17 protein-coding genes are annotated in these 18,237 nt (G+C 66.5%); 2 read left to right on the plus strand and 15 right to left on the minus strand.

Annotated features, from left to right (window positions below; all coding sequences use genetic code 11):
* The 15 genes from E8F11_RS13085 to E8F11_RS13155 form a co-directional block, all read right to left on the minus strand.
* Positions 1-1,760: acyl-CoA dehydrogenase C-terminal domain-containing protein (locus E8F11_RS13085; protein ID WP_280289244.1), on the minus strand; the 1,760-nt coding region annotated here is incomplete at its 3' end.
* A gap of 178 nt (positions 1,761-1,938) precedes the next feature.
* Complete coding sequence (locus E8F11_RS13090; RefSeq protein WP_280289245.1) at positions 1,939-3,732, minus strand: acyl-CoA dehydrogenase C-terminal domain-containing protein; 1,794 nt, start codon at positions 3,730-3,732, stop codon at positions 1,939-1,941.
* Between the two features lie 174 nt (positions 3,733-3,906).
* Positions 3,907-5,712, minus strand: coding sequence for a phenylacyl-CoA dehydrogenase (locus E8F11_RS13095; RefSeq protein ID WP_280289246.1), 1,806 nt, complete (start codon positions 5,710-5,712; stop codon positions 3,907-3,909).
* A 277-nt stretch (positions 5,713-5,989) separates the two neighbouring features.
* Positions 5,990-6,241: a hypothetical protein gene (locus E8F11_RS13100; protein ID WP_280289247.1), complete on the minus strand. Its 252-nt coding sequence runs from the start codon at positions 6,239-6,241 to the stop codon at positions 5,990-5,992.
* Between the two features lie 125 nt (positions 6,242-6,366).
* Positions 6,367-7,059, minus strand: a complete 693-nt coding sequence (gene bioD, locus E8F11_RS13105; protein ID WP_280289248.1) for a dethiobiotin synthase — start codon at positions 7,057-7,059, stop codon at positions 6,367-6,369.
* A gap of 1 nt (position 7,060) precedes the next feature.
* Positions 7,061-7,876, minus strand: coding sequence for a malonyl-ACP O-methyltransferase BioC (bioC, locus tag E8F11_RS13110; RefSeq protein WP_280289249.1), 816 nt, complete (start codon positions 7,874-7,876; stop codon positions 7,061-7,063).
* Positions 7,869-8,594, minus strand: a complete 726-nt coding sequence (locus E8F11_RS13115) for an alpha/beta fold hydrolase (protein WP_280289250.1) — start codon at positions 8,592-8,594, stop codon at positions 7,869-7,871. The genes bioC and E8F11_RS13115 overlap by 8 nt, the downstream gene beginning before the upstream one ends.
* Positions 8,587-9,768 carry an 8-amino-7-oxononanoate synthase gene (bioF, locus tag E8F11_RS13120; protein WP_280289251.1) on the minus strand — a complete coding sequence of 394 codons (1,182 nt, stop codon included), beginning with the start codon at positions 9,766-9,768 and terminating at the stop codon, positions 8,587-8,589. The genes E8F11_RS13115 and bioF overlap by 8 nt, the downstream gene beginning before the upstream one ends.
* A gap of 98 nt (positions 9,769-9,866) precedes the next feature.
* Positions 9,867-10,925: a biotin synthase BioB gene (bioB, locus tag E8F11_RS13125; RefSeq protein WP_280289252.1), complete on the minus strand. Its 1,059-nt coding sequence runs from the start codon at positions 10,923-10,925 to the stop codon at positions 9,867-9,869.
* Positions 10,926-11,091: 166 nt separating this feature from the next.
* On the minus strand, positions 11,092-12,357 hold the full coding sequence (locus tag E8F11_RS13130; protein ID WP_280289297.1) for an allantoin permease: 1,266 nt from the start codon (positions 12,355-12,357) through the stop codon (positions 11,092-11,094).
* A 174-nt stretch (positions 12,358-12,531) separates the two neighbouring features.
* The gene (locus E8F11_RS13135; protein WP_280289253.1) at positions 12,532-13,509 is read right to left on the minus strand and encodes a biotin-dependent carboxyltransferase family protein; all 978 of its coding nucleotides are present in this window, start codon (positions 13,507-13,509) and stop codon (positions 12,532-12,534) included.
* Entirely contained in the window at positions 13,499-14,380 is an 882-nt protein-coding gene (locus E8F11_RS13140; RefSeq protein ID WP_280289254.1) for an allophanate hydrolase subunit 1, read from the minus strand. Before E8F11_RS13140 ends, E8F11_RS13135 begins: the two co-directional genes overlap by 11 nt.
* A 1-nt stretch (position 14,381) precedes the next feature.
* The gene (locus E8F11_RS13145) at positions 14,382-15,770 is read right to left on the minus strand and encodes an acetyl-CoA carboxylase biotin carboxylase subunit (RefSeq protein ID WP_280289255.1); all 1,389 of its coding nucleotides are present in this window, start codon (positions 15,768-15,770) and stop codon (positions 14,382-14,384) included.
* Positions 15,771-15,780: 10 nt separating this feature from the next.
* The gene (locus E8F11_RS13150; protein ID WP_280289256.1) at positions 15,781-16,029 is read right to left on the minus strand and encodes an acetyl-CoA carboxylase; all 249 of its coding nucleotides are present in this window, start codon (positions 16,027-16,029) and stop codon (positions 15,781-15,783) included.
* A gap of 48 nt (positions 16,030-16,077) precedes the next feature.
* A complete protein-coding gene (locus tag E8F11_RS13155; protein WP_280289257.1) occupies positions 16,078-16,836 on the minus strand; it encodes a 5-oxoprolinase subunit PxpA in 759 nt (252 codons plus the stop codon).
* A 125-nt stretch (positions 16,837-16,961) separates the two neighbouring features.
* On the opposite strand from E8F11_RS13155, the gene E8F11_RS13160 reads away from it, so the two are divergent.
* Both E8F11_RS13160 and E8F11_RS13165 read left to right on the plus strand, forming a co-directional pair.
* Complete coding sequence (locus E8F11_RS13160; RefSeq protein ID WP_280289258.1) at positions 16,962-17,879, plus strand: LysR family transcriptional regulator; 918 nt, start codon at positions 16,962-16,964, stop codon at positions 17,877-17,879.
* 60 nt (positions 17,880-17,939) lie between these two features.
* Positions 17,940-18,233 carry a hypothetical protein gene (locus E8F11_RS13165; RefSeq protein ID WP_280289259.1) on the plus strand — a complete coding sequence of 98 codons (294 nt, stop codon included), beginning with the start codon at positions 17,940-17,942 and terminating at the stop codon, positions 18,231-18,233.
* Positions 18,234-18,237 lie beyond the last annotated feature (4 nt).

Raw genomic sequence — 18,237 nt, forward strand, 5'->3', positions numbered from 1 at the left:
AGCAGGTAGAGCGACTCGCTGCCGGCCTTGACCGAGGCGGTCAGGGAGTGGATGCGCGGCAGCAGGCGGGCGAAGTAGAAGCGCGCAGTGCCGAGCTTGCTGGCGTAGAACTCGTCCTGACCTTCCTTGCCCAGGGCCGCGCGAGCCATCAGCGCCCACATGTAGGCGTAGGCGGTGTAGCCGAACACGTGGAGATATTCCACGGAGGCGGCGCCGATTTCGTTCGGGTTGTTCTTCGCACGGTCCAGGACCCAGGCGGTCAGCTCGTCGAGGTTGGCGACGGCAGCTTTCAGCGGCTGGGTGAACTCGGCCAGATCGGCGGAAGCGCTGTTGGCGAAGGCCTTGATCTCGTCGGCGAAGTGCTGGTAGAACGCGCCGCCGCTGCCCACCACCTTGCGGCCCATCAGGTCGAGGGCCTGGATGCCGTTGGTGCCTTCGTAGATCTGGGTGATGCGCACGTCGCGCACCAGTTGCTCCTGGCCCCACTCGCGGATGAAGCCGTGGCCGCCGAAGACCTGCTGGCCGTGGATGGTGGTTTCCAGGCCGAGGTCGGTGAGGAAGGCCTTGGCCACCGGGGTCAGCAGGGCGACCAGTTCCTCGGCGCGCTTGCGCACGACGGCGTCCTCGCTGAACTTGGCGGTGTCCAGCTGCATGGCGACGTAGCTGGAGAAGGCGCGGCCGCCCTCGTTGGCCGCTTTCATGGTCAGCAGCATGCGGCGTACATCGGGGTGCACGATGATCGGGTCGGCGGCCTTGTCCTTGGCGACCGGGCCGCTCGGCGCACGGCTCTGGATACGCTCGCGGGCGTATTCCACGGCGCTCTGGTAGGAGCGCTCGCCGGAGGCCAGGCCCTGGATGCCGACGCCCAGGCGCTCGTAGTTCATCATGGTGAACATGGCGGCCAGGCCCTTGTTTGGCGCGTCGACGATCCAGCCGGTGGCGCCGTCGAAGTTCATCACGCAGGTGGCCGAGGCCTTGATGCCCATCTTGTGCTCGATCGAGCCGCAGGAGACGGCGTTCTGCTCGCCCAGCGAGCCATCCGCGTTGACCATCACCTTGGGCACCAGGAACAGGGAAATGCCTTTCGGGCCCGCCGGGGCGTCCGGCAGCTTGGCCAGCACCAGGTGGATGATGTTCTCGGTCAGGTCGTGCTCGCCGGCGGTGATGAAGATCTTGGTGCCGCTGATCTTGTAGCTGCCGTCAGCCTGGGGTTCGGCCTTGGTACGGATGATGCCGAGGTCGGTGCCGGCATGGGGCTCGGTCAGGCACATGGAACCGGTCCAGACACCCGCGTACATGTTCGGCAGGTACTTTTCCTTCAGCTCGTCGCTGGCGTGGGCGTTGAGCGACAGGCAGGCGCCGGCGGTCAGCATCGGGTAGAGGCCGAAGGACAGGTTGGCCGCGTTGACCATCTCCTCCACCTGCGCGGAGATCACCTTGGGCATGCCCATGCCGCCGTAGACGGGGTCGCCGCCCACGCCGACCCAGCCGCCTTCGGCGTAGGTCTGGTAGGCCTCGGGGAAACCGGCCGGGGTGCTCACGGTACCGTCCTTCCACTGGCAGCCTTCTTCGTCGCCGCTGCGGTTCAGCGGGGCGATGACGCCGCCGGTGACCTTGCCGGCTTCTTCGAGGATGGCGGCGGCGGTATCGGCGTCGACCACGTCGGCCAGGGCCGGCAGTTCTGCCCAGAGCTTGGCAACCTCGAAGACTTCATTGAGGACGAAGCGCATATCGCGCAGGGGCGCTTTGTAGTCAGCCATGTGCAAACCTCGCAAACACTCTACAGGTGGCCGGGTTGGCCGGTTTCACGGATAGGGCTGGCAGTGTACATGAACAACTATTGCGACACATAGGGTCGATGTATGACTGATTGTCATATTATAGTCACGCAACAAAAGGGCCCGCTCGAAGGCGGGCCTCACTCGCGAATGCCCCGCCCTAGAGCGAGAAATGCTCCGCCGGCAGCTGCATCAGGCAGTCGCTACCCGACTCCGCCGCCACCCGATGGGCCTCGGTGCGCGGCAGCAGGCGCTTGAAGTAGAAGTCGCAGGTAACCAGCTTGGTCTGATAGTAGGCGCTGTTGCCCTCGCCCGCCTGCAGCTTGCCGTCGGCGACCAGGGCCATGCGCAACCAGAAGTAGGCCAGGGTGATGTAGCCGGAATACATCAGGTAATCCAGCGCAGCGGCGCCCACTTCGTCGGGGTTCTTCATCGCGGCCATGCCGACCTTCTGGGTCAGCTCGCCCCATTGCTGGTTGAGGCGCGCCAGTTCGGCCGCCTGGGCTTTCAGGCGCGGGTGTTCGGCCTGGGCCAGGCAGAACGTGTGGATCAGTTTGGTGAAACCGCGCAGCAGCTTGCCCTGGCTGCCCAGCACCTTGCGCCCGAGCAGGTCCAGCGCCTGGATGCCGTTGGTGCCTTCGTAGATGGGGGCGATGCGGCAGTCGCGCACCAGCTGTTCCATGCCCCACTCGCGAATGTAGCCGTGGCCGCCGAAAACCTGCATGCCGAGGTTGGTGGCTTCGAGGCCGGACTCGGTCATGAAGGCCTTGCAAATCGGCGTGAGGAAGGCCAGCAGGTTTTCCGCCTCTTCACGGGCTGCGGCGTCCTCGCTGCGGTGGGCGATATCCAGTTGCTGGGCGGTGAAGTAGGCCAGGGCGCGGTTGCCTTCATTGAAGGCCTTCATGGTCAGCAGCATGCGGCGCACGTCGGGGTGGACGATGATCGGGTCGGCGGCCTTGTCCGGCGCCTTGGGCCCGGTCAGGGCACGCATCTGCAGGCGGTCGTTGGCGTAGCGCACAGCGCCCTGGTAGCTGGCCTCACCCAGGCAGAGCCCCTGCATACCGGTGCCCAGGCGCGCGTGGTTCATCATGGTGAACATGCAGTTGAGGCCCTTGTTGGCCTCGCCGATGAGGAAGCCCGTGGCGCCGTCGAAGTTCATCACGCAGGTGGCTGAAGCCTTGATGCCCATCTTGTGTTCGATGGAGCCGCAGCTCACCGCGTTGCGCTCGCCCACGCCATCACCGGCCGGGAGGAACTTGGGCACGATGAACAGGGAAATGCCCTTGGTCCCGGCTGGTGCGTCGGGCAGCTTGGCCAGCACCAGGTGGACGATGTTCTCGCTCATGTCGTGCTCGCCGGCGGAGATGAAGATCTTGGTGCCGGAGATCGCGTAGCTGCCGTCGGCCTGGGGCACTGCGCGGGTCTTGATGATGCCGAGGTCGGTGCCGCAATGGGGCTCGGTCAGGCACATGGTGCCGGTCCAGCGGCCTTCGGTGAGGCGGGTCAGGTAGGTCTGCTTCTGCTCTTCGCTGCCGTGGGCGTGGATCGCCGACATGGCGCCGTGGGTCAGGCCGGGATACATGGCCCAGGACTGGTTGGCCGAGGCGACCATCTCGCTGATGATCAACCCGAGGGAGAGCGGCAGGCCTTGTCCACCGTATGCCGGGTCGGCGGCCAGGCCGTTCCAGCCGCCCTCGACGTACTGGGCGAAGGCTTCCTTGAAGCCCTTGGGCGTGGTCACCACGCCGTCGCGCCACTGGCACTCTTCTTCGTCGCCGGAACGGTTGATCGGCGACAGCACCTGCTCGCAGAACTTGGCGCCCTCCTCGAGGATGGCGGCGACCATGTCCGGGGTGGCGTCGCTGGCGCCCAGGGCCGCGTAGCTGGCCGGGTAGTCGAAGACTTCGTCAGTGAGGAAACTGATGTCGCGCAGGGGGGCCTTGTATTCGGGCATGGCAGATTCTCCTTGGAAGGGCAGCACTCGAACCATCGACCCTACTGCGCGCCCGCCCTGCCCACAACAACGCTGCCGCTGCTGAATGCAGCGTCATAACTACCCCGTCCCGCAGCTTGCGCGGGAAACGAAAAAGCCCGCCGGATGGCGGGCTCTTTCTACAGCGCTTGAGCCTTAGTAACCCAGGGCGAAGTCTTCTTCGGCCAGGTCCATCAGGTTGTTGGCGCCGGACAGCATGGTTTCCACGTGTGCGCGGGTACGCGGCAGGATGCGCTTGAAGTAGAAACGTGCGGTCTGCAGCTTGGCCTTGTAGAAAGCCGCGTCGCCGGTGCCTTCAGCCAGCTTCTCGGCGGCCAGGCGGGCGATGTCGGCCCAGAAGTAGGCCAGACAGGCGTAACCGGAGTACATCAGGTAATCCACCGAAGCCGCGCCGACTTCCTCGCGGTCCTTCATGGCGGCCATGCCGACCTTCATGGTCAGGTCGCCCCATTCCTTGTTCAGCTTGGCCAGGGGCTCGACGAATTCCTTGACGGCTTCGTTGCCTTCGTTGGCCTGGCAGAACTTGTGCACGATCTTGGTGAAGCCCTTGAGCGCCTCGCCCTGGGTCATGAGGATCTTGCGACCCAGCAGGTCCAGTGCCTGGATGCCGGTGGTGCCTTCGTACAGCATGGAGATACGGCTGTCGCGGACGTTCTGTTCCATGCCCCACTCGGCGATGAAGCCGTGGCCGCCATAGATCTGCACGCCATGGTTGGCCGACTCGAAGCCGACTTCGGTCATGAACGCCTTGGCGATCGGAGTCAGGAAGGCCAGCAGCGCGTCGGCGGCTTTCTTCTGCTCTTCGTCCTGGCTGTACTTGACGATGTCCACTTGCTTGGCGGTGAAGTAGACCATGGCGCGGTTGCCTTCGGCGAAGGCCTTCATGGTCAGCAGCATGCGGCGCACGTCCGGATGCACGATGATCGGGTCGGCCGCCTTGTCCGGAGCTTTCGGGCCGGTCAGGGCGCGCATCTGCAGACGCTCACGGGCGTACTTGATGCCGCCCTGGAAACCGATCTCGGCATGGGCCAGGCCTTGCAGCGCGGTACCCAGGCGAGCGGTGTTCATGAAGGTGAACATGCAGTTCAGGCCCTTGTTCGCCGGGCCGATGAGGTAGCCGGTGGCGCCGTCGAAGTTCATCACGCAGGTGGCGTTTCCGTGGATGCCCATCTTGTGCTCGATGGAGCCGCAGGAAACGGCGTTGCGCTCGCCAGCGGAACCGTCGGCGGTCGGCATGAACTTCGGCACGATGAACAGGGAAATGCCTTTGGTGCCAGCCGGCGCATCGGGCAGGCGGGCCAGGACGATATGGACGATGTTGTCGGCCATGTCGTGTTCACCGGCGGAGATGAATATCTTGGTGCCGGAGACTTTGTAGGAACCATCGGCCTGGGGCTCGGCCTTGGTACGCAGCATGCCCAGGTCGGTACCGCAGTGCGGCTCGGTCAGGCACATGGTGCCGGTCCACTCGCCGGAAACCAGCTTGGTCAGGTAGGTGTGCTTCTGCTCGTCGGTGCCGTGAGCGGACAGGGTATTCATCGCGCCGTGGGACAGGCCGGGGTACATGCCCCAGGACCAGTTGGCCTCGCCGACCATCTCGCTGATGGCCAGGCCGAGGGACTCGGGCAAGCCCTGGCCGCCGTGGTCGACGTCGTGGGCGAGGCTCGGCCAGCCACCTTCGACGAACTGCTTGTAGGCTTCCTTGAAGCCGGTCGGGGTCTTCACGCCGGACTCGCTCCAGGTGCAGCCCTCGGTGTCACCCACACGGTTCAACGGAGCGATTACCTGCTCGCAGAACTTGGCGCCCTCTTCGAGGATGGCGTTGACCATGTCCGGGGTGGCGTCCTGGCAGCCAGGCAGGCTCTGATAGTGCGCTTCGTAGCCGAGCAGTTCGTCGCGGACGAAACGAATATCACGCAAGGGGGCCTTGTAATCAGGCATAGCGGTAAACCTCTGCGGTGGGTTCCTAGTTCAGCTGACCGGAGCGCCGGTCGCTTGCTGCATCTGGTTAGCGATTGCCGTAGCAATCAAACAGGCGTTTGAAACATACGTTTACCCCAAAACCTTGTCAAGCGCCCTGTCCGACCGGCCGGTCACACACCTGGCAGGCAGCAGCCTTGTGTCAGACAGTAAAGATCAAGAAACAGCGGGACAGCGCCCGGACGGACGCAGGAACGAGGGAGAGGTTCGGAATGGGCCGAAGCGGCCCGGGAAGCGATCAGGCGCGGGTGTCGATCAAGGTACCGAGCGCGGCGTCGGCGGTTTCGATGACCTTGGCGCCGGCCTGGGCCTCGACCTTGCCGACTTCCAGGGCGACCAGGCGGGTGGCCAGGTCGGCGGCTTCCGCCTGTGGCGGCTCGACTCGGCGCAGGCTGCTGCCGGCGATATCGCCAACGGCCTGGTCGATGCGACGCCGGCCGGACTGGATGGCGCCAAGGCCGGCGCTGAAGGCATTACCCTGGATTTCCATGGCGGACACCGGAGGTGGAAGGGCGTTGCGGGCGATTGAAGCAGCCGGATCATCCGGCTGCAAACTGTAGGAGCGAGCTTGCTCGCGAACGGTTCCCGGCAAAGGCTTCGCGAGCGAGCTCGCTCCTACACAGTGATCCGCAACAGCGGAGACAGGTCCAGATACTCCGCCACCGCAGCGGGCGTCGCATCGGCCAGGCGCGGCACGCGCCCAAGGCAGGGAGCCGGCAGGCGTTCGGCCAGGGTCGCCAGGTTCTCCTCCAGGCGCGAGGTGGCCGGATCGACCACATTGGCCACCCAGCCCGCCAGGGTCAGGCCATCGCGGAGGATAGCCTCGGCGCTCAGCAGCGCATGGTTGATGCAGCCCAGGCGCACGCCTACCACCAGAATCACTGGCAGGCCGAGGGCGATGGGCAGGTCGGACAGGCTGGCCGAACCGGCCAGGGGCACGCGCCAGCCGCCGGCGCCTTCCACCAGGCTGAAGTCGGCAGCCCTGGCCAGCACCCGGCGCACCGGCGCGGCCAGGGCTTCAACATCCAGTTCAACGCCAGCCTCCCGCGCCGCCAGGTGCGGGGCGATGGCCGGGGCAAAGGCCAGCGGGTTGACCTCTTCATAAGCCAGCGGCAGCGAGCATTCGCCCAGCAGTGCCAGGGCGTCGCCGTTGCGCAGGCCTTGTGCCGTCGGCTCGCAGCCGGAGGCCACCGGCTTGGCTGCCGCGGTGGACAGTCCAGCGGCCCGCGCGGCGTGCAGCAGGCCGGCGGCGATGGTGGTCTTGCCGATTTCGGTATCGGTGCCGGTGACGAAGTACGCCGCCGCCATATCAGTCTTCCTTCTTCAGCACGCCGTACACCACCTGGTAGGTGGCGGGCAGCCCCTGGGGCTGGCGGAAGCGCTCGTAAGCCTCCACCAGCGCGAGGATGCGCGCGCGCCCAGTGAGCCCGCCGGGCCGTCCGGGATTGAGATTGTGCGCACCCAGGGCCTTGAGTTCGTGGGTGAGGCTGCGCAGGTCGGGGTAATGCAGCACCTGGGGCTGGCTGCCCAGGTCCAGCGGCAGCAGGCCGCTGGCGGCGCAGAGGTCCTGGTAGTCCTCCAGGCGGCGAAAGCGGTTGACGTGGACGAAGCCATCCACCGCATGCCAGCTGTCACGCAGCTCCTGCAAGGTACCGACACAGAGGCTGCTGAAGGCGAAGATGCCGCCCGGCTGCAGCACGCGGCGGGCCTCGCCGAGCACGGCGGCGAAATCCGCGCACCACTGCACCGCGAGGCTGGAGAAGATCAGCTGCTGGGTACCACTGGCCAGCGGAAGGTGCTCGGCATCGCCGGCGATGAAACGCTTGGCGCCGCCCAACGGGCGGGCGTGGCGCAGCATGCCTTCGGCGATATCCAGCGCCAGCCCTTCGGCGGCGGGAAAGCGCCCGGCCAGGGCGCGGGAGAAATGCCCGGTGCCGCAGCCCATATCGAGCCAGCGCTGCGGCGCGAAACCATCCGGCAGGCGGCGCAGCAGTTCGTTGCCGACCGCACGCTGCAGGGCGGCGACGCTGTCATAGCTGTCCGCCGCGCGGGAGAAGGAAGCCGCCACCTGACGCTTGTCCGGCAAATGGCCCTCGGCTTCGACGGCGATCCGTGGATCAGACATCGTCACCCTCGCGCATGAAGCCGAGGATGGCCGCCGCCACCTCTTCCGGCCGCTCCAGCGGCAGGCCGTGGCTGGCCTCCTCGAAGACCTGCACCTCGACGTCCGGCAGCCACTCCAGCAGGGCCTTGGCGGCGGTGGCCGGCACCAGCGCATCGCGGCCGGAGAAAAGATGCAGTTGCGGCCCGCCATAACCTTGCAGTGCCGCGCGGGTATCCAGCACGTCCAGCAGGCGCAGGCCGGCGTCCAGCACCTTGGGTTCGGTCGGCAGCTGGGTGACCTGCAGCTGGCGCGCCAGGGTGCGGGCATCCCGCGCGCCTTGGGCAACCAGCATGGTGAAGCGTTTGAGGGTCAGACCGGGGTCGAGCCGGCAGGCCTCGTGAAAGGCGGCGAAGACTTCCTGGGACATGGCGCAGGGCCAGTCGTCGCGGTCGCGGAAGCTCAGGTTGCTGCACAGGCCGATCAGCCCGCGGCAGGCGTCGCCACGGCGCGCGGCCAGTTGCGCCGCCAGCATGCCACCGAGGGACCAGCCGGCCAGCCAGCTGTCGCGGGGCAGGCGCGCATCCAGTTCGTCGAGCCAGGCACCGGCCTGGTCCAGGTTTGGCAGCGGCTCGATCTCCACCGCCAGGTGCGGCGCGCGTTCCTGCAAGGCTTCGCGAAGAGGTTCGAGGGCGGCCGGGCCAATCGCCCAACCCGGCAGCAGAATCAGGTGTTCACGCATCGATGGCTTCCTCCTTCGCCAGGATTGCCCAGCATTCAGCCAGGGCGCTCAGCAAAGATTCAAGCTGCTCTTCGCTATGGGCGGCGGAGAAGGTGACGCGCAGGCGCGCACTGCCGGCCGGCACGGTGGGCGGCCGGATGGCGCCAACCAGGATGCCGCGCTCGCGCAGCAGGGCGGATAGCTTCAGCGCGCGGGCGCTGTCGCCGACGAGGATGGGCTGGATGGGCGTCGGGCTGTCCATCAGGGTCAGGCCGATTTCCGCCGCGCCCTCACGGAAACGCCGGATCAGCTTGTCCAAGTGTTCGCGGCGCCAGCTCTCGCGCTGCAATAGCTCCAGGCTCTTCAGGGTGGCGCAGGCCACGGCGGGCGGCTGGCTGGTGGTGTAGATGTAGGGCCGGGCGAACTGGATCAGGGTCTCGATCAGCTCCTCGCTGCCGGCGACGAAGGCGCCCGCGGTGCCGAAGGCCTTGCCCAGGGTACCGACCAGCACCTGCACATCGTCCTGGCCCAAGCCGAAGTGCTCGACAATGCCGCCGCCAGTGGCGCCAAGGGGGCCGAAGCCGTGGGCGTCGTCCACCATCACCCAGGCGCCCTTCTTCCGCGCCTCCTGGCAAAGCGCCGGCAGGTCGGCGAGGTTGCCGTCCATGCTGAACACGCCGTCGGTGACCACCAGGGTATTGCCTTCGGCCTTTTCCAGGCGGCCGGCCAGGCTGGCGGCATCGTTGTGCAGGTAGCGGGAGAAGCGCGCCCCGGAAAGCAAACCGGCATCCAGCAATGAAGCGTGATTGAGGCGGTCTTCCAGCACCGTATCGCCCTTGCCCACCAGCGCGGTGACGGCTCCCAGGTTGGCCATGTAGCCGGTGGAGAACAGCAGCGCACGAGGACGGCCGGTGAATTCGGCCAGTGCCAGCTCCAGCTCATGGTGCGGACCGCTGTGGCCTATGACCAGATGAGAGGCGCCGCCACCGGCGCCCCAGCGCTCGGCACCCTGGCGCAGGGCAGCGATCACCTCGGGATGGTTGGCCAGGCCGAGATAGTCATTGGAACTGAAGGCCAGCATGGGCTGGCCGTCGACCAGCACCTCCGGGCCCTGGGGGCTCTCCAGCAACGGGCGCTGGCGGTAGAGGTTGTCCGCATGGCGGGCGGCAAGGCGGGAGGCGAGATCAAAAGGCATGGGCGGTTCGGTTTTTCGTAGGAGCCAGCTCGCTGGCGAACCTGCAGGAGCCGCCCTTCGCGAGCAAGCTCGCTCCTACAGGGGTCGATGACGCGGTGTCAGGCGGATGCGGCGTCGTAGAACAGCTGCGAGTCGCGCTGCTCCACCAGGGCCTGCTCGATGGCGGCCTGGTGCACTTCGTCGGCGTGCTCTTCGCGCTCTTCCGGCTTGATGCCGAGGCGGGCGAACAGCTGCATGTCCTTCTCGGCCTGCGGGTTGGTGGTGGTCAGCAGCTTCTCGCCGTAGAAGATCGAGTTGGCGCCGGCCATGAAGGCCAGGGCCTGCATCTGCTCGTTCATCTGCTCGCGGCCGGCGGACAGGCGCACGTGGGACTTCGGCATCATGATGCGCGCCACCGCCAGGGTGCGGATGAAGTCGAACGGATCGACGTCCTTCTCTTCCGCCAGCGGGGTGCCCTTCACTTTCACCAGCATGTTGATCGGCACCGACTCCGGGTGCTCCGGCAGGTTGGCCAGCTGGATCAGCAGGCCGGCGCGGTCGTCCACCGACTCGCCCATGCCGAGGATGCCGCCGGAGCAGATCTTCATCCCCGCCTCGCGCACGTAGGCCAGGGTCTGCAGACGCTCGCTGTAGGTGCGGGTGGTGATGATGTTGCCGTAGAACTCCGGCGAGGTATCCAGGTTGTGGTTGTAGTAGTCCAGGCCCGCCTCGGCCAGCGACTGGGTCTGCTCCTGGGTCAGCTTGCCCAGGGTCATGCAGGTCTCAAGGCCGAGTTTCTTCACGCCTTTGACCATTTCCAGGACATAGGGCATGTCCTTGGCCGACGGATGCTTCCAGGCGGCGCCCATGCAGAAGCGGGTCGAACCAATGGCCTTGGCCTCGGCGGCGGCCTGCAGGACCTTCTGCACTTCCATCAGCTTTTCCTTGTCCAGGCCGGTGTTGTAGTGGCCGGACTGCGGGCAGTACTTGCAGTCTTCCGGGCAGGCGCCGGTCTTGATCGACAGCAGGGTGGAAACCTGTACCCGGTTCGGGTCGAAGTGCGCGCGATGAACGGTCTGGGCCTGGAACAGCAAGTCGTTGAACGGCTGCTCGAACAGTGCCTTCACCTCGGCGAGGGACCAGTCGTGACGGGTAGCGATGGATGCGGTTGCACTCATGGAGGTTTCCTTCGACGCTTGTGTGGCGCCTCTTGTCAGGGATACCCGGACGTGGAGTCCGGGAATTCAGGCTTAGGCATCATAAGTGGAGCTGTGACGCTGTCAACCATGTTCGCGACACAGGTCGACATCTGATCATTTATTGATCAGTCAACGCATGGCCCGTCTATTGATCGGCAAGTCCTTTGGCCAGGACGGACTCTCCCGCCCGGCGCAACCGTAGCGCGGCGCCATACACGCTCGCCGAAACCAGGAAGGTCAACGGCGCCGAGAACGACTGCAGTACGCCACCGGCCTGCATCAGCGCGAAGCCGAGCAGCACGCCGCAGAACCAGGCGACCAGTCCGCCGGCATTCAGGTTGGGCGAGTCGGTCACCTGGGCCGCGCCCTTGCCGAGGATGTGCGCCAGCGCCACGCCGACCCAGGCCACCACGAACACGCCCTGCCAGGCCAGGGCCTTGAGCAGCCAGGCGAAGACATCCGCCAGCATCAGCCCATAGACCACCGCTCCCACCACCAGCGCCCAGACCAGGCGCGAATGACGCAGGCGCAGCAGGTCGCCGAAGAAGGCCTGCATGTTCACCGTCGCCAGGTAGTAATTCGCGGTATTGATCCGCGTCTGGGTGACCCATACGAACAGCAGGCCCCAGATGCCCATGAGCTGGAGGATGGCCAGCACCACCGTCACTTCGCTCAACTCGCCCTGGCGCGGAATGCTCGCGGCGAGGTAGATGCCGGCCATGCCGTTGAGCAGGAAGGTCACCAGGTAGAAAGGCATGCCGAAATTCCAGCGGCCGTGGTAGCGGGCATCTTCCGGCTTGCCGAAACGGGCGTAGTCGAAGGTGAACATCATCAGCACCCACACACCCATGTAGGCGGTGAAGCAATCCCACCAGCCGCTGGCCGAAGGCGCGGCCGGGCCGAAGTCCAGCCACTGCGGCTGGTAGCCGTATTCGCCTATGGACAGCGCCACGGCAGCGAGCAGGCCGAACAGGTAGAAGGGCAGCAGCACGCCGTTGAACTTGTCCAGCCAGTTCTGCACGCTGCCGAAGATCAGCGGCACGCTGTACAGCACCACCAGCAGGGCCGCCACGGGGTAGGAAATCGAGGGGTAGAGATGGTTGAACGCCACGGCGATCACCGAGCCCTCGAAGACCGCGTAGTAGATCGCCGTGGAGAAGAAGATCAGGGTCGCCAGGGAGGCGCCGAGGCGGCCGAACAGCACGCGAGAAAACAGCGCTACGGAAAGGCCGCTGCGCACGGCGAAGCGGCTGATCACCGCATTGATCACGCCGTAGCAGACCACCGAGAGCAGCATGCCGATGATCGCGTTGCGCGCGCCATAGGCCAGCGCCAGCGAGGCGCCCACCACTATGTAGAACATGGCGCTGCACACGGCCCACCAGGCCATGGTCAGCGAGAGCTTGCCCATGCGGGCGTCGAGCGGGACGGGTTGGGTGGAAAGGTCGATGTCTTGTTCTTGTGTCGACAGGCTTGCCATCTTGGTTTCTCCGCAAGATGAAATCCGGGATCTGCGGCAGCAGGGGACCGCGGCGACCCCCTGCGCACAGGGAGCCACCGGTCGTGCCGACGCGTCTGTTGTTATTCAGGCAAGAAAGAAGCGGTTGAGGCGTTCGAGTTGCTGGTTGTACTGGCGGCGGGCGGCCAGGCCCTCCTCCAGGGTGATGGCGACGAAACGCGCGCGCTGGTTCGGCTGCATCTGCGCGATCAGGTTGAGGTCAGGGCTGATCACCGTGCCGATCATCGCGTAGCCGCCGCCGGACACCGCGTCCCGGTGCAGGACGATGGGTTCCAGACCGCCGGGCACCTGGATCGAGCCGATGGGGTAGCAGGCGTCGACGATGTTCGACGGATCGGAGCCGGCGCCGAAGGGCTGTTCGCGCGGCTCGAACTCCAGCGGCGTGCCGCCCTTGAAGCGGTAGCCGGTGCGATCGGCTTCCGAGCCCACGGTCCAGGTATCGGCGAAGAACTGCTCCGCCGCGCGAGCGGTGAGGCGATGGTGGTAGAGGCCCGGCACCACGCGCAGGGTCACCTCCCCGCCCAGTTCGATATGCAGCGAGCGCGGCAGGGCCAGGCCTTCGCGATCCTGCGCGGCGGGTTGTCCCAGTGGCAGCTCGTCGCCGGCGGCCAGGCGCCGGCCGTGGAAGCCGCCGATGGCGCCCAGGCCATAGGTGGAGCGACTACCGAGCACTTCCGGCACGTCGATGCCGCCGTCGATGGCGACGTAACCGCGGGCCCCGGCCTTGATGTAGTCGAAGCCCAGCACCTGGCCGGCACGGACGCGGAAGACGGCGTCTTGCGGCATCTCGGCGCCATCCAGGCGCGGCGTCATGCGCGCGCCGCAGACCGCCACCAGGGCGTCGCGCTGGAACTCCAACTGCGGGCCGAGGAGCGTGCATTCGAGCAGCGCGGCGGTCGCCGGGTTGCCCACCAGCAGGTTGGCCGCACGCAGGGCGTACTGGTCGAGCGCGCCCGAGGGCGGGATGCCCTGGTGGTAATGGCCTTCGCGGCCGGCGTCCTGCACCGAGGTGGCGAGGCCGGGTTTGAGCACCTTAATCGACATGGAGCACCTCCTGCAGACGCTGCTTGCAGCCTTGCGGATCCTCGATGAAGGCATCCAGGTCGAAGCTGACCGGGCGGATGCGCAACTGGAAGGTCCCGGCCTCGACCTCGGCCACCGCCTGGTCGTAGGCGACGCGGTCGATCGGCTTGAACTGGACGATGTCGCCGGAGCGGAAGAACACCATGGAGTCCTTCAGGTAGCCCAGGCTCTGTTGCGGGTCGTAGATGGGCGCCGGGGTGACGCCGAACATCTGGTAGCCGCCGGCGCCGCGCACCGAGTAGATGCAGCCGAAGCAGCCGCCGTGGCCGAGGGTCAGCTTCGGCGTGTCGGTGCGCGGGCGCAGGTACTTGGGCACCTGCAACTGCTGCTCGCGCTCGACCATCTGGTACATGAAGGGCAGCCCGGCGACGAAGCCGACCATGGAGACGAACCAGGGCGAGCCACTGTGGGCCTCGATGAACGCCTGCACATCGGCGAAGCCGTTGACCTTGGCCGCGTACTCCAGGTCGGTGGAGGACGGGTCCTGGTGGCGGTCGCGGAAGCGCATCAGCGTTTCATGGGTCCAGGGATCGTTGTAGAGCACCGGGATCTCGATGATCCGCGTCTGGATGCTGCGCTCGGCCGTGGCCTGGGCTTCCAGTTCGCGGACCTTTTCCAGCAGCGCCTCAGGGGCGATCTGGTCGGGGTTGAAGCGGATCTGGAAGGAGGCGTTGGCCAGGCAGATGTCGAGCACGCCGGGCAGCGCCTGCTGCTCGACGGCGCGGGTGATCGCCATGCCGCGGAAGAAGGCTTCCAGCGACATGGATTCGGAGACTTCGGCGAACAGGTGCTCGTCGCCGCCAAAGCTGTAGCGCACAGGTGCTGCGTTCATCTCAAGCCTCCGGGGCGGCGGGCGCCAGCAGAGCGGCCCGTTCGGCGAGCCAGGGTTCCAGGGTGCCGGTATCGAACTGGCCATCGCGCACGGCGGGGTCGGCGAGCAGCAGGCGGTGCAGCGGGAGAGTGGTCGCCATGCCCGTCAGGCGGGTGGCGTCCAGCGCCGCTTCGGCACGGGCGAAGGCCTCGGCGCGGTCGCCGCCATGCACCACCAGCTTGGCCAGCAGCGAGTCGTAGTAGGCCGGCACGCGATAGCCCTCGAACAGGTGGCTTTCCACGCGGATGCCCTCGCCCTGCGGCCAGACCAGCGCTTCCACCAGGCCGGGGCTGGGGAAGAAATTGCGCGCCGGGTCTTCGGCGTTGATGCGCATCTCCAGCGCCGCGCCCTGGATGCGGATGTCCTCCTGGCGCAACGACAGCGGCTCGCCACCGGCGATGCGCAGCATCCACTGCACCAGGTCGATGCCGGTGATCATCTCGCTGATCGGGTGCTCGACCTGGATGCGGGTGTTCATCTCGATGAAGAAGAACTCGCCGCTGTGGGAATCGAACAGGTATTCCAGGGTGCCGGCCCCGCAGTAACCGATGTCGCGGGCCAGGCGCACGGCGCTTTCGCACAGGGCCTGGCGCTGCTCGGCGCTGAGGGCGGGCGATGGCGCCTCTTCGAAGACCTTCTGCCGGCGACGCTGCAGCGAGCACTCGCGCTCGAACAGGTGCACCGCGTGCTGGCCATCACCGAGGATCTGCACCTCGATGTGCCGCGCCTGGCGGATGAAGCGCTCCAGGTACACCGCGCCCGAGCCGAAGGCAGCCTGGGCTTCGCGCTGGGCCAGCGGAAACTCGCGGGACAGCTCGGCGGCATCATGGGCGATGCGGATACCGCGCCCGCCACCGCCGGCCGAAGCCTTGATCAGCAGCGGGTAGCCCACCGTCTCTGCGCAGGCCAGGGCGGCGGCGAGGTCGTCCAGTTCGCCCGGGGAGCCCGGCACCACCGGCACGCCGGCGGCCTGGGCGGTACGCCGTGCTTCGGCCTTGTCGCCCATGCGGCGGATGGTGTCGGCATCCGGGCCGACGAAGATCAGCCCCGCCTCGACCACTGCCTGGGCGAAGGCCGCGTTCTCGGAGAGGAAGCCATAGCCCGGGTGGATGGCGTTGGCGCCGCTGTCCCGCGCCGCCTGCAACAGGGCCTCGGCGTTCAGGTAGCTCTTGTCGGCGCGGGCCGGACCGATGATCCGCACCTCGTCGGCCAGGCGCGCCGGCAGCGATTCGGCATCCGCCTTGCTGCACGCCGCCACGGTGGGAATGCCCAGGGCCTGGGCCGCGCGGATGATGCGCACGGCGATCTCGCCGCGGTTGGCCACCAGCAGTTTGTGGATGGAGTTGCTCATCGCCCTGCCCTCACGCGTCGGTTTCGATGACGGCCAGCAATTGCCCCGGCTCGACCGGGTCGCCGTCCTCGACGTGGAACGCCAGCACGCGGCCACCCTGGTCGGCGGTCAGTTCGGAGAACTGCTTCATTACCTCCACCAGGCCGATCACGGCATTGGCGGCCACGGTGTCACCCTCGTTGGCATAGTTGTCGGCCTCGGGGCTCGGCTTGCGATAGAAGGTGCCGGGGAGCGGTGAAAACACCTGAAATTCAGCCATGTCTTTTCCTCTTGTAGTACTTGTCTTGGCAGGCGTGAGAAAGGGAGATCAGCGCGGCGCTCTGACGGCAATGCCCGCCGCGTCGAGGCGGGCGCGGGTGCGCTGGACCAGGGCCAGGGCCCCGGGGGTGTCGCTGTGGATGCACACCGACTCGAAGGCGATCGGGATGTCCTGGCCATCCACCGTGCGCACCACGCCCTCCTGGCAGGCCCGCAGGACCTTGTCGGCCACCTGTTCCGGGTCCAGCGCGGTGACCCGGCGGATGAACACAATGGAGCCGGAGGCGTCGTAGTCGCGGTCGGCGTAGAACTCGCGCACCACCGGCTGGCCCAGCTCCCGGGCGATGCGGCAGGTGGCCGAGCCGTCCATGCAGAACAGCAGCAGCTCGGGGTCAAGGCGGCGCAGGGTTTCGATGAACAGGCGCGCCGCACCTTCGTCACGGGCCAGGTGCATGTAGAGCGCGCCGTGGGGCTTGATGTGCTGCAAGGTCAGGCCCTGCAGGCGGGCGAACTCGCGCAGCGCACCGAGCTGGTAGAGCATGTCGTTGACCAGCTCCTGGGCCGGCGCATTGATGTGCCGGCGGCCAAAGCCCACCAGGTCGCGGAAGCCCGGATGGGCGCCGATGGCCACGCCGTGGCGCTGGGCCAGTTCTACGGTGCGCAGCATGGTGTTGGGATCGCCGGCATGGAAGCCGGTGGCGATGTTGGCGGTACTGATCAGCGGCATGATCGCTTCGTCGACGCCATCGCCAATGGTCCATGGGCCAAATCCTTCGCCCATGTCGGAATTGAGGTCGACCTCGGTCATCGCGTGTTGCCTCTTGTTATCGGATGTCTATGGGCCGACGTTAAAAGGCACCCCAGGTATTGGGAAGATTTATTATTCGATAGACTGAGTTCTGAAAAATCGATACCCCCAGGCAGGTCTCTACCATGGCATTCACCCTGCGCCAGGTCCGTTATTTCGTCGCCACCGCCGAGGTCGGACAGATCTCCCAGGCGGCCATCCACCTGAGCATTTCCCAGTCGGCGGTCACCAGCGCCATCCAGGAACTGGAGGGCCTGCTCGGCGTCAGCCTGTTCATCCGCTCGCCCCAGGGCATGACCCTGACCGACAGTGGCCGGCACTTCCTCAACCACGCCTACTCCATCCTGCGCAGTGTCGAGGACGCACTGAAGAGCCCGCTGCCGGACACCAGCATCGAGGGCAGCCTGAGCGTGGCGGCCAGCTACACGGTGATGGGCTACTTCCTGCCCTACCACCTGCAGCGTCTGGCGCAGTGGTATCCGGGCATCCAGCTGAACCTGTACGAACAGGAGCGCGACAGCATCGAACGCAGCCTGCTGGACGGCACGCTGGACATGGCCGTGGTGCTGACCGCCAACCTGCAGCATCCGGACATCGCCGCCGAGACCCTGTTCAGTTCGGAACGGCGGCTCTGGCTGCCCAACCGCCATCCACTCAGCGAACGACCCTCGGTGGGCCTGGAGGATGTCGCCCGCGAACCCTTCATCCTGCTGACCGTGGACGAGGCCGACCAGACCGCCCTCCGGTACTGGGAAGCCAGCCGCCTGCAACCCAAGGTGATCCTGCGCACCAGTTCGGTGGAGGCCGTGCGCAGCATGGTGGCCAACGGCACGGGCGTGGCCATCCTCTCCGACCTGGTGTACCGGCCCTGGTCGCTGGAGGGCCGGCGCATCGAAACCCTGTCGCTGACCGACCCCGTCCCGCCGATGAGCGTGGGGCTGGCCTGGCGCCGCGACCTGGAATTCAGCGAACCGATGAAAGCCTTCCGCGAATATTTCCGGCACTCTTTCCTGGCCCCGCAACTGAGCAGTTCGCGGCGCTGAACCCGTCACGACGGGAGAGTTCAAATCACCAGTTCGACGCTAAAGGAGCACCATCCCGCGATGCGCACAGAAGGATTTTTCGAGTGGCTCGGCCGGATCATCGGCACTGTCATCCGCTTCATAGTCGACCTGCTGTCCGGCGTGCTGGGCGGCATCGGCCAAGCCATCGACGACTTCCTCAACGGCTTGGCACGGGCCATCGGCATGGACGTGTCCTTCTTCAGCCTGATCCTGCTGATCATCAGCCTGCTGTTGCTCTACGCCGGCATCCGCGCCTTCATCCGCCGCTCCATCATCGGTGGCCTGGTCCTGACCTTCCTCGGCCTGGTGGTGATGAGCTGGCTGATCGCCTGAACCG

Origin of the sequence: Pseudomonas sp. BN417 (genome assembly GCF_029871205.1) — a bacterium.
GTDB lineage: Bacteria > Pseudomonadota > Gammaproteobacteria > Pseudomonadales > Pseudomonadaceae > Metapseudomonas.

Excerpts from the sequence above, each read along its gene's own strand:
- bioB (WP_280289252.1), bottom strand. The coding sequence starts at position 10,925 with ATGAGTGCAACCGCATCCATCGCTACCCGTCACGACTGGTCCCTCGCC.
- E8F11_RS13095 (WP_280289246.1), bottom strand. The coding sequence starts at position 5,712 with ATGCCTGATTACAAGGCCCCCTTGCGTGATATTCGTTTCGTCCGCGAC.
- bioD (WP_280289248.1), bottom strand. The coding sequence starts at position 7,059 with ATGGCGGCGGCGTACTTCGTCACCGGCACCGATACCGAAATCGGCAAG.
- bioF (WP_280289251.1), bottom strand. The coding sequence starts at position 9,768 with ATGCCTTTTGATCTCGCCTCCCGCCTTGCCGCCCGCCATGCGGACAAC.
- E8F11_RS13130 (WP_280289297.1), bottom strand. The coding sequence starts at position 12,357 with ATGGGCAAGCTCTCGCTGACCATGGCCTGGTGGGCCGTGTGCAGCGCC.
- E8F11_RS13155 (WP_280289257.1), bottom strand. The coding sequence starts at position 16,836 with ATGACCGAGGTCGACCTCAATTCCGACATGGGCGAAGGATTTGGCCCA.
- bioC (WP_280289249.1), bottom strand. The coding sequence starts at position 7,876 with ATGTCTGATCCACGGATCGCCGTCGAAGCCGAGGGCCATTTGCCGGAC.
- E8F11_RS13145 (WP_280289255.1), bottom strand. The coding sequence starts at position 15,770 with ATGAGCAACTCCATCCACAAACTGCTGGTGGCCAACCGCGGCGAGATC.
- E8F11_RS13115 (WP_280289250.1), bottom strand. The coding sequence starts at position 8,594 with ATGCGTGAACACCTGATTCTGCTGCCGGGTTGGGCGATTGGCCCGGCC.
- E8F11_RS13150 (WP_280289256.1), bottom strand. The coding sequence starts at position 16,029 with ATGGCTGAATTTCAGGTGTTTTCACCGCTCCCCGGCACCTTCTATCGC.
- E8F11_RS13160 (WP_280289258.1), top strand. The coding sequence starts at position 16,962 with ATGGCATTCACCCTGCGCCAGGTCCGTTATTTCGTCGCCACCGCCGAG.
- E8F11_RS13140 (WP_280289254.1), bottom strand. The coding sequence starts at position 14,380 with ATGAACGCAGCACCTGTGCGCTACAGCTTTGGCGGCGACGAGCACCTG.
- E8F11_RS13135 (WP_280289253.1), bottom strand. The coding sequence starts at position 13,509 with ATGTCGATTAAGGTGCTCAAACCCGGCCTCGCCACCTCGGTGCAGGAC.
- E8F11_RS13100 (WP_280289247.1), bottom strand. The coding sequence starts at position 6,241 with ATGGAAATCCAGGGTAATGCCTTCAGCGCCGGCCTTGGCGCCATCCAG.
- E8F11_RS13165 (WP_280289259.1), top strand. The coding sequence starts at position 17,940 with ATGCGCACAGAAGGATTTTTCGAGTGGCTCGGCCGGATCATCGGCACT.
- E8F11_RS13090 (WP_280289245.1), bottom strand. The coding sequence starts at position 3,732 with ATGCCCGAATACAAGGCCCCCCTGCGCGACATCAGTTTCCTCACTGAC.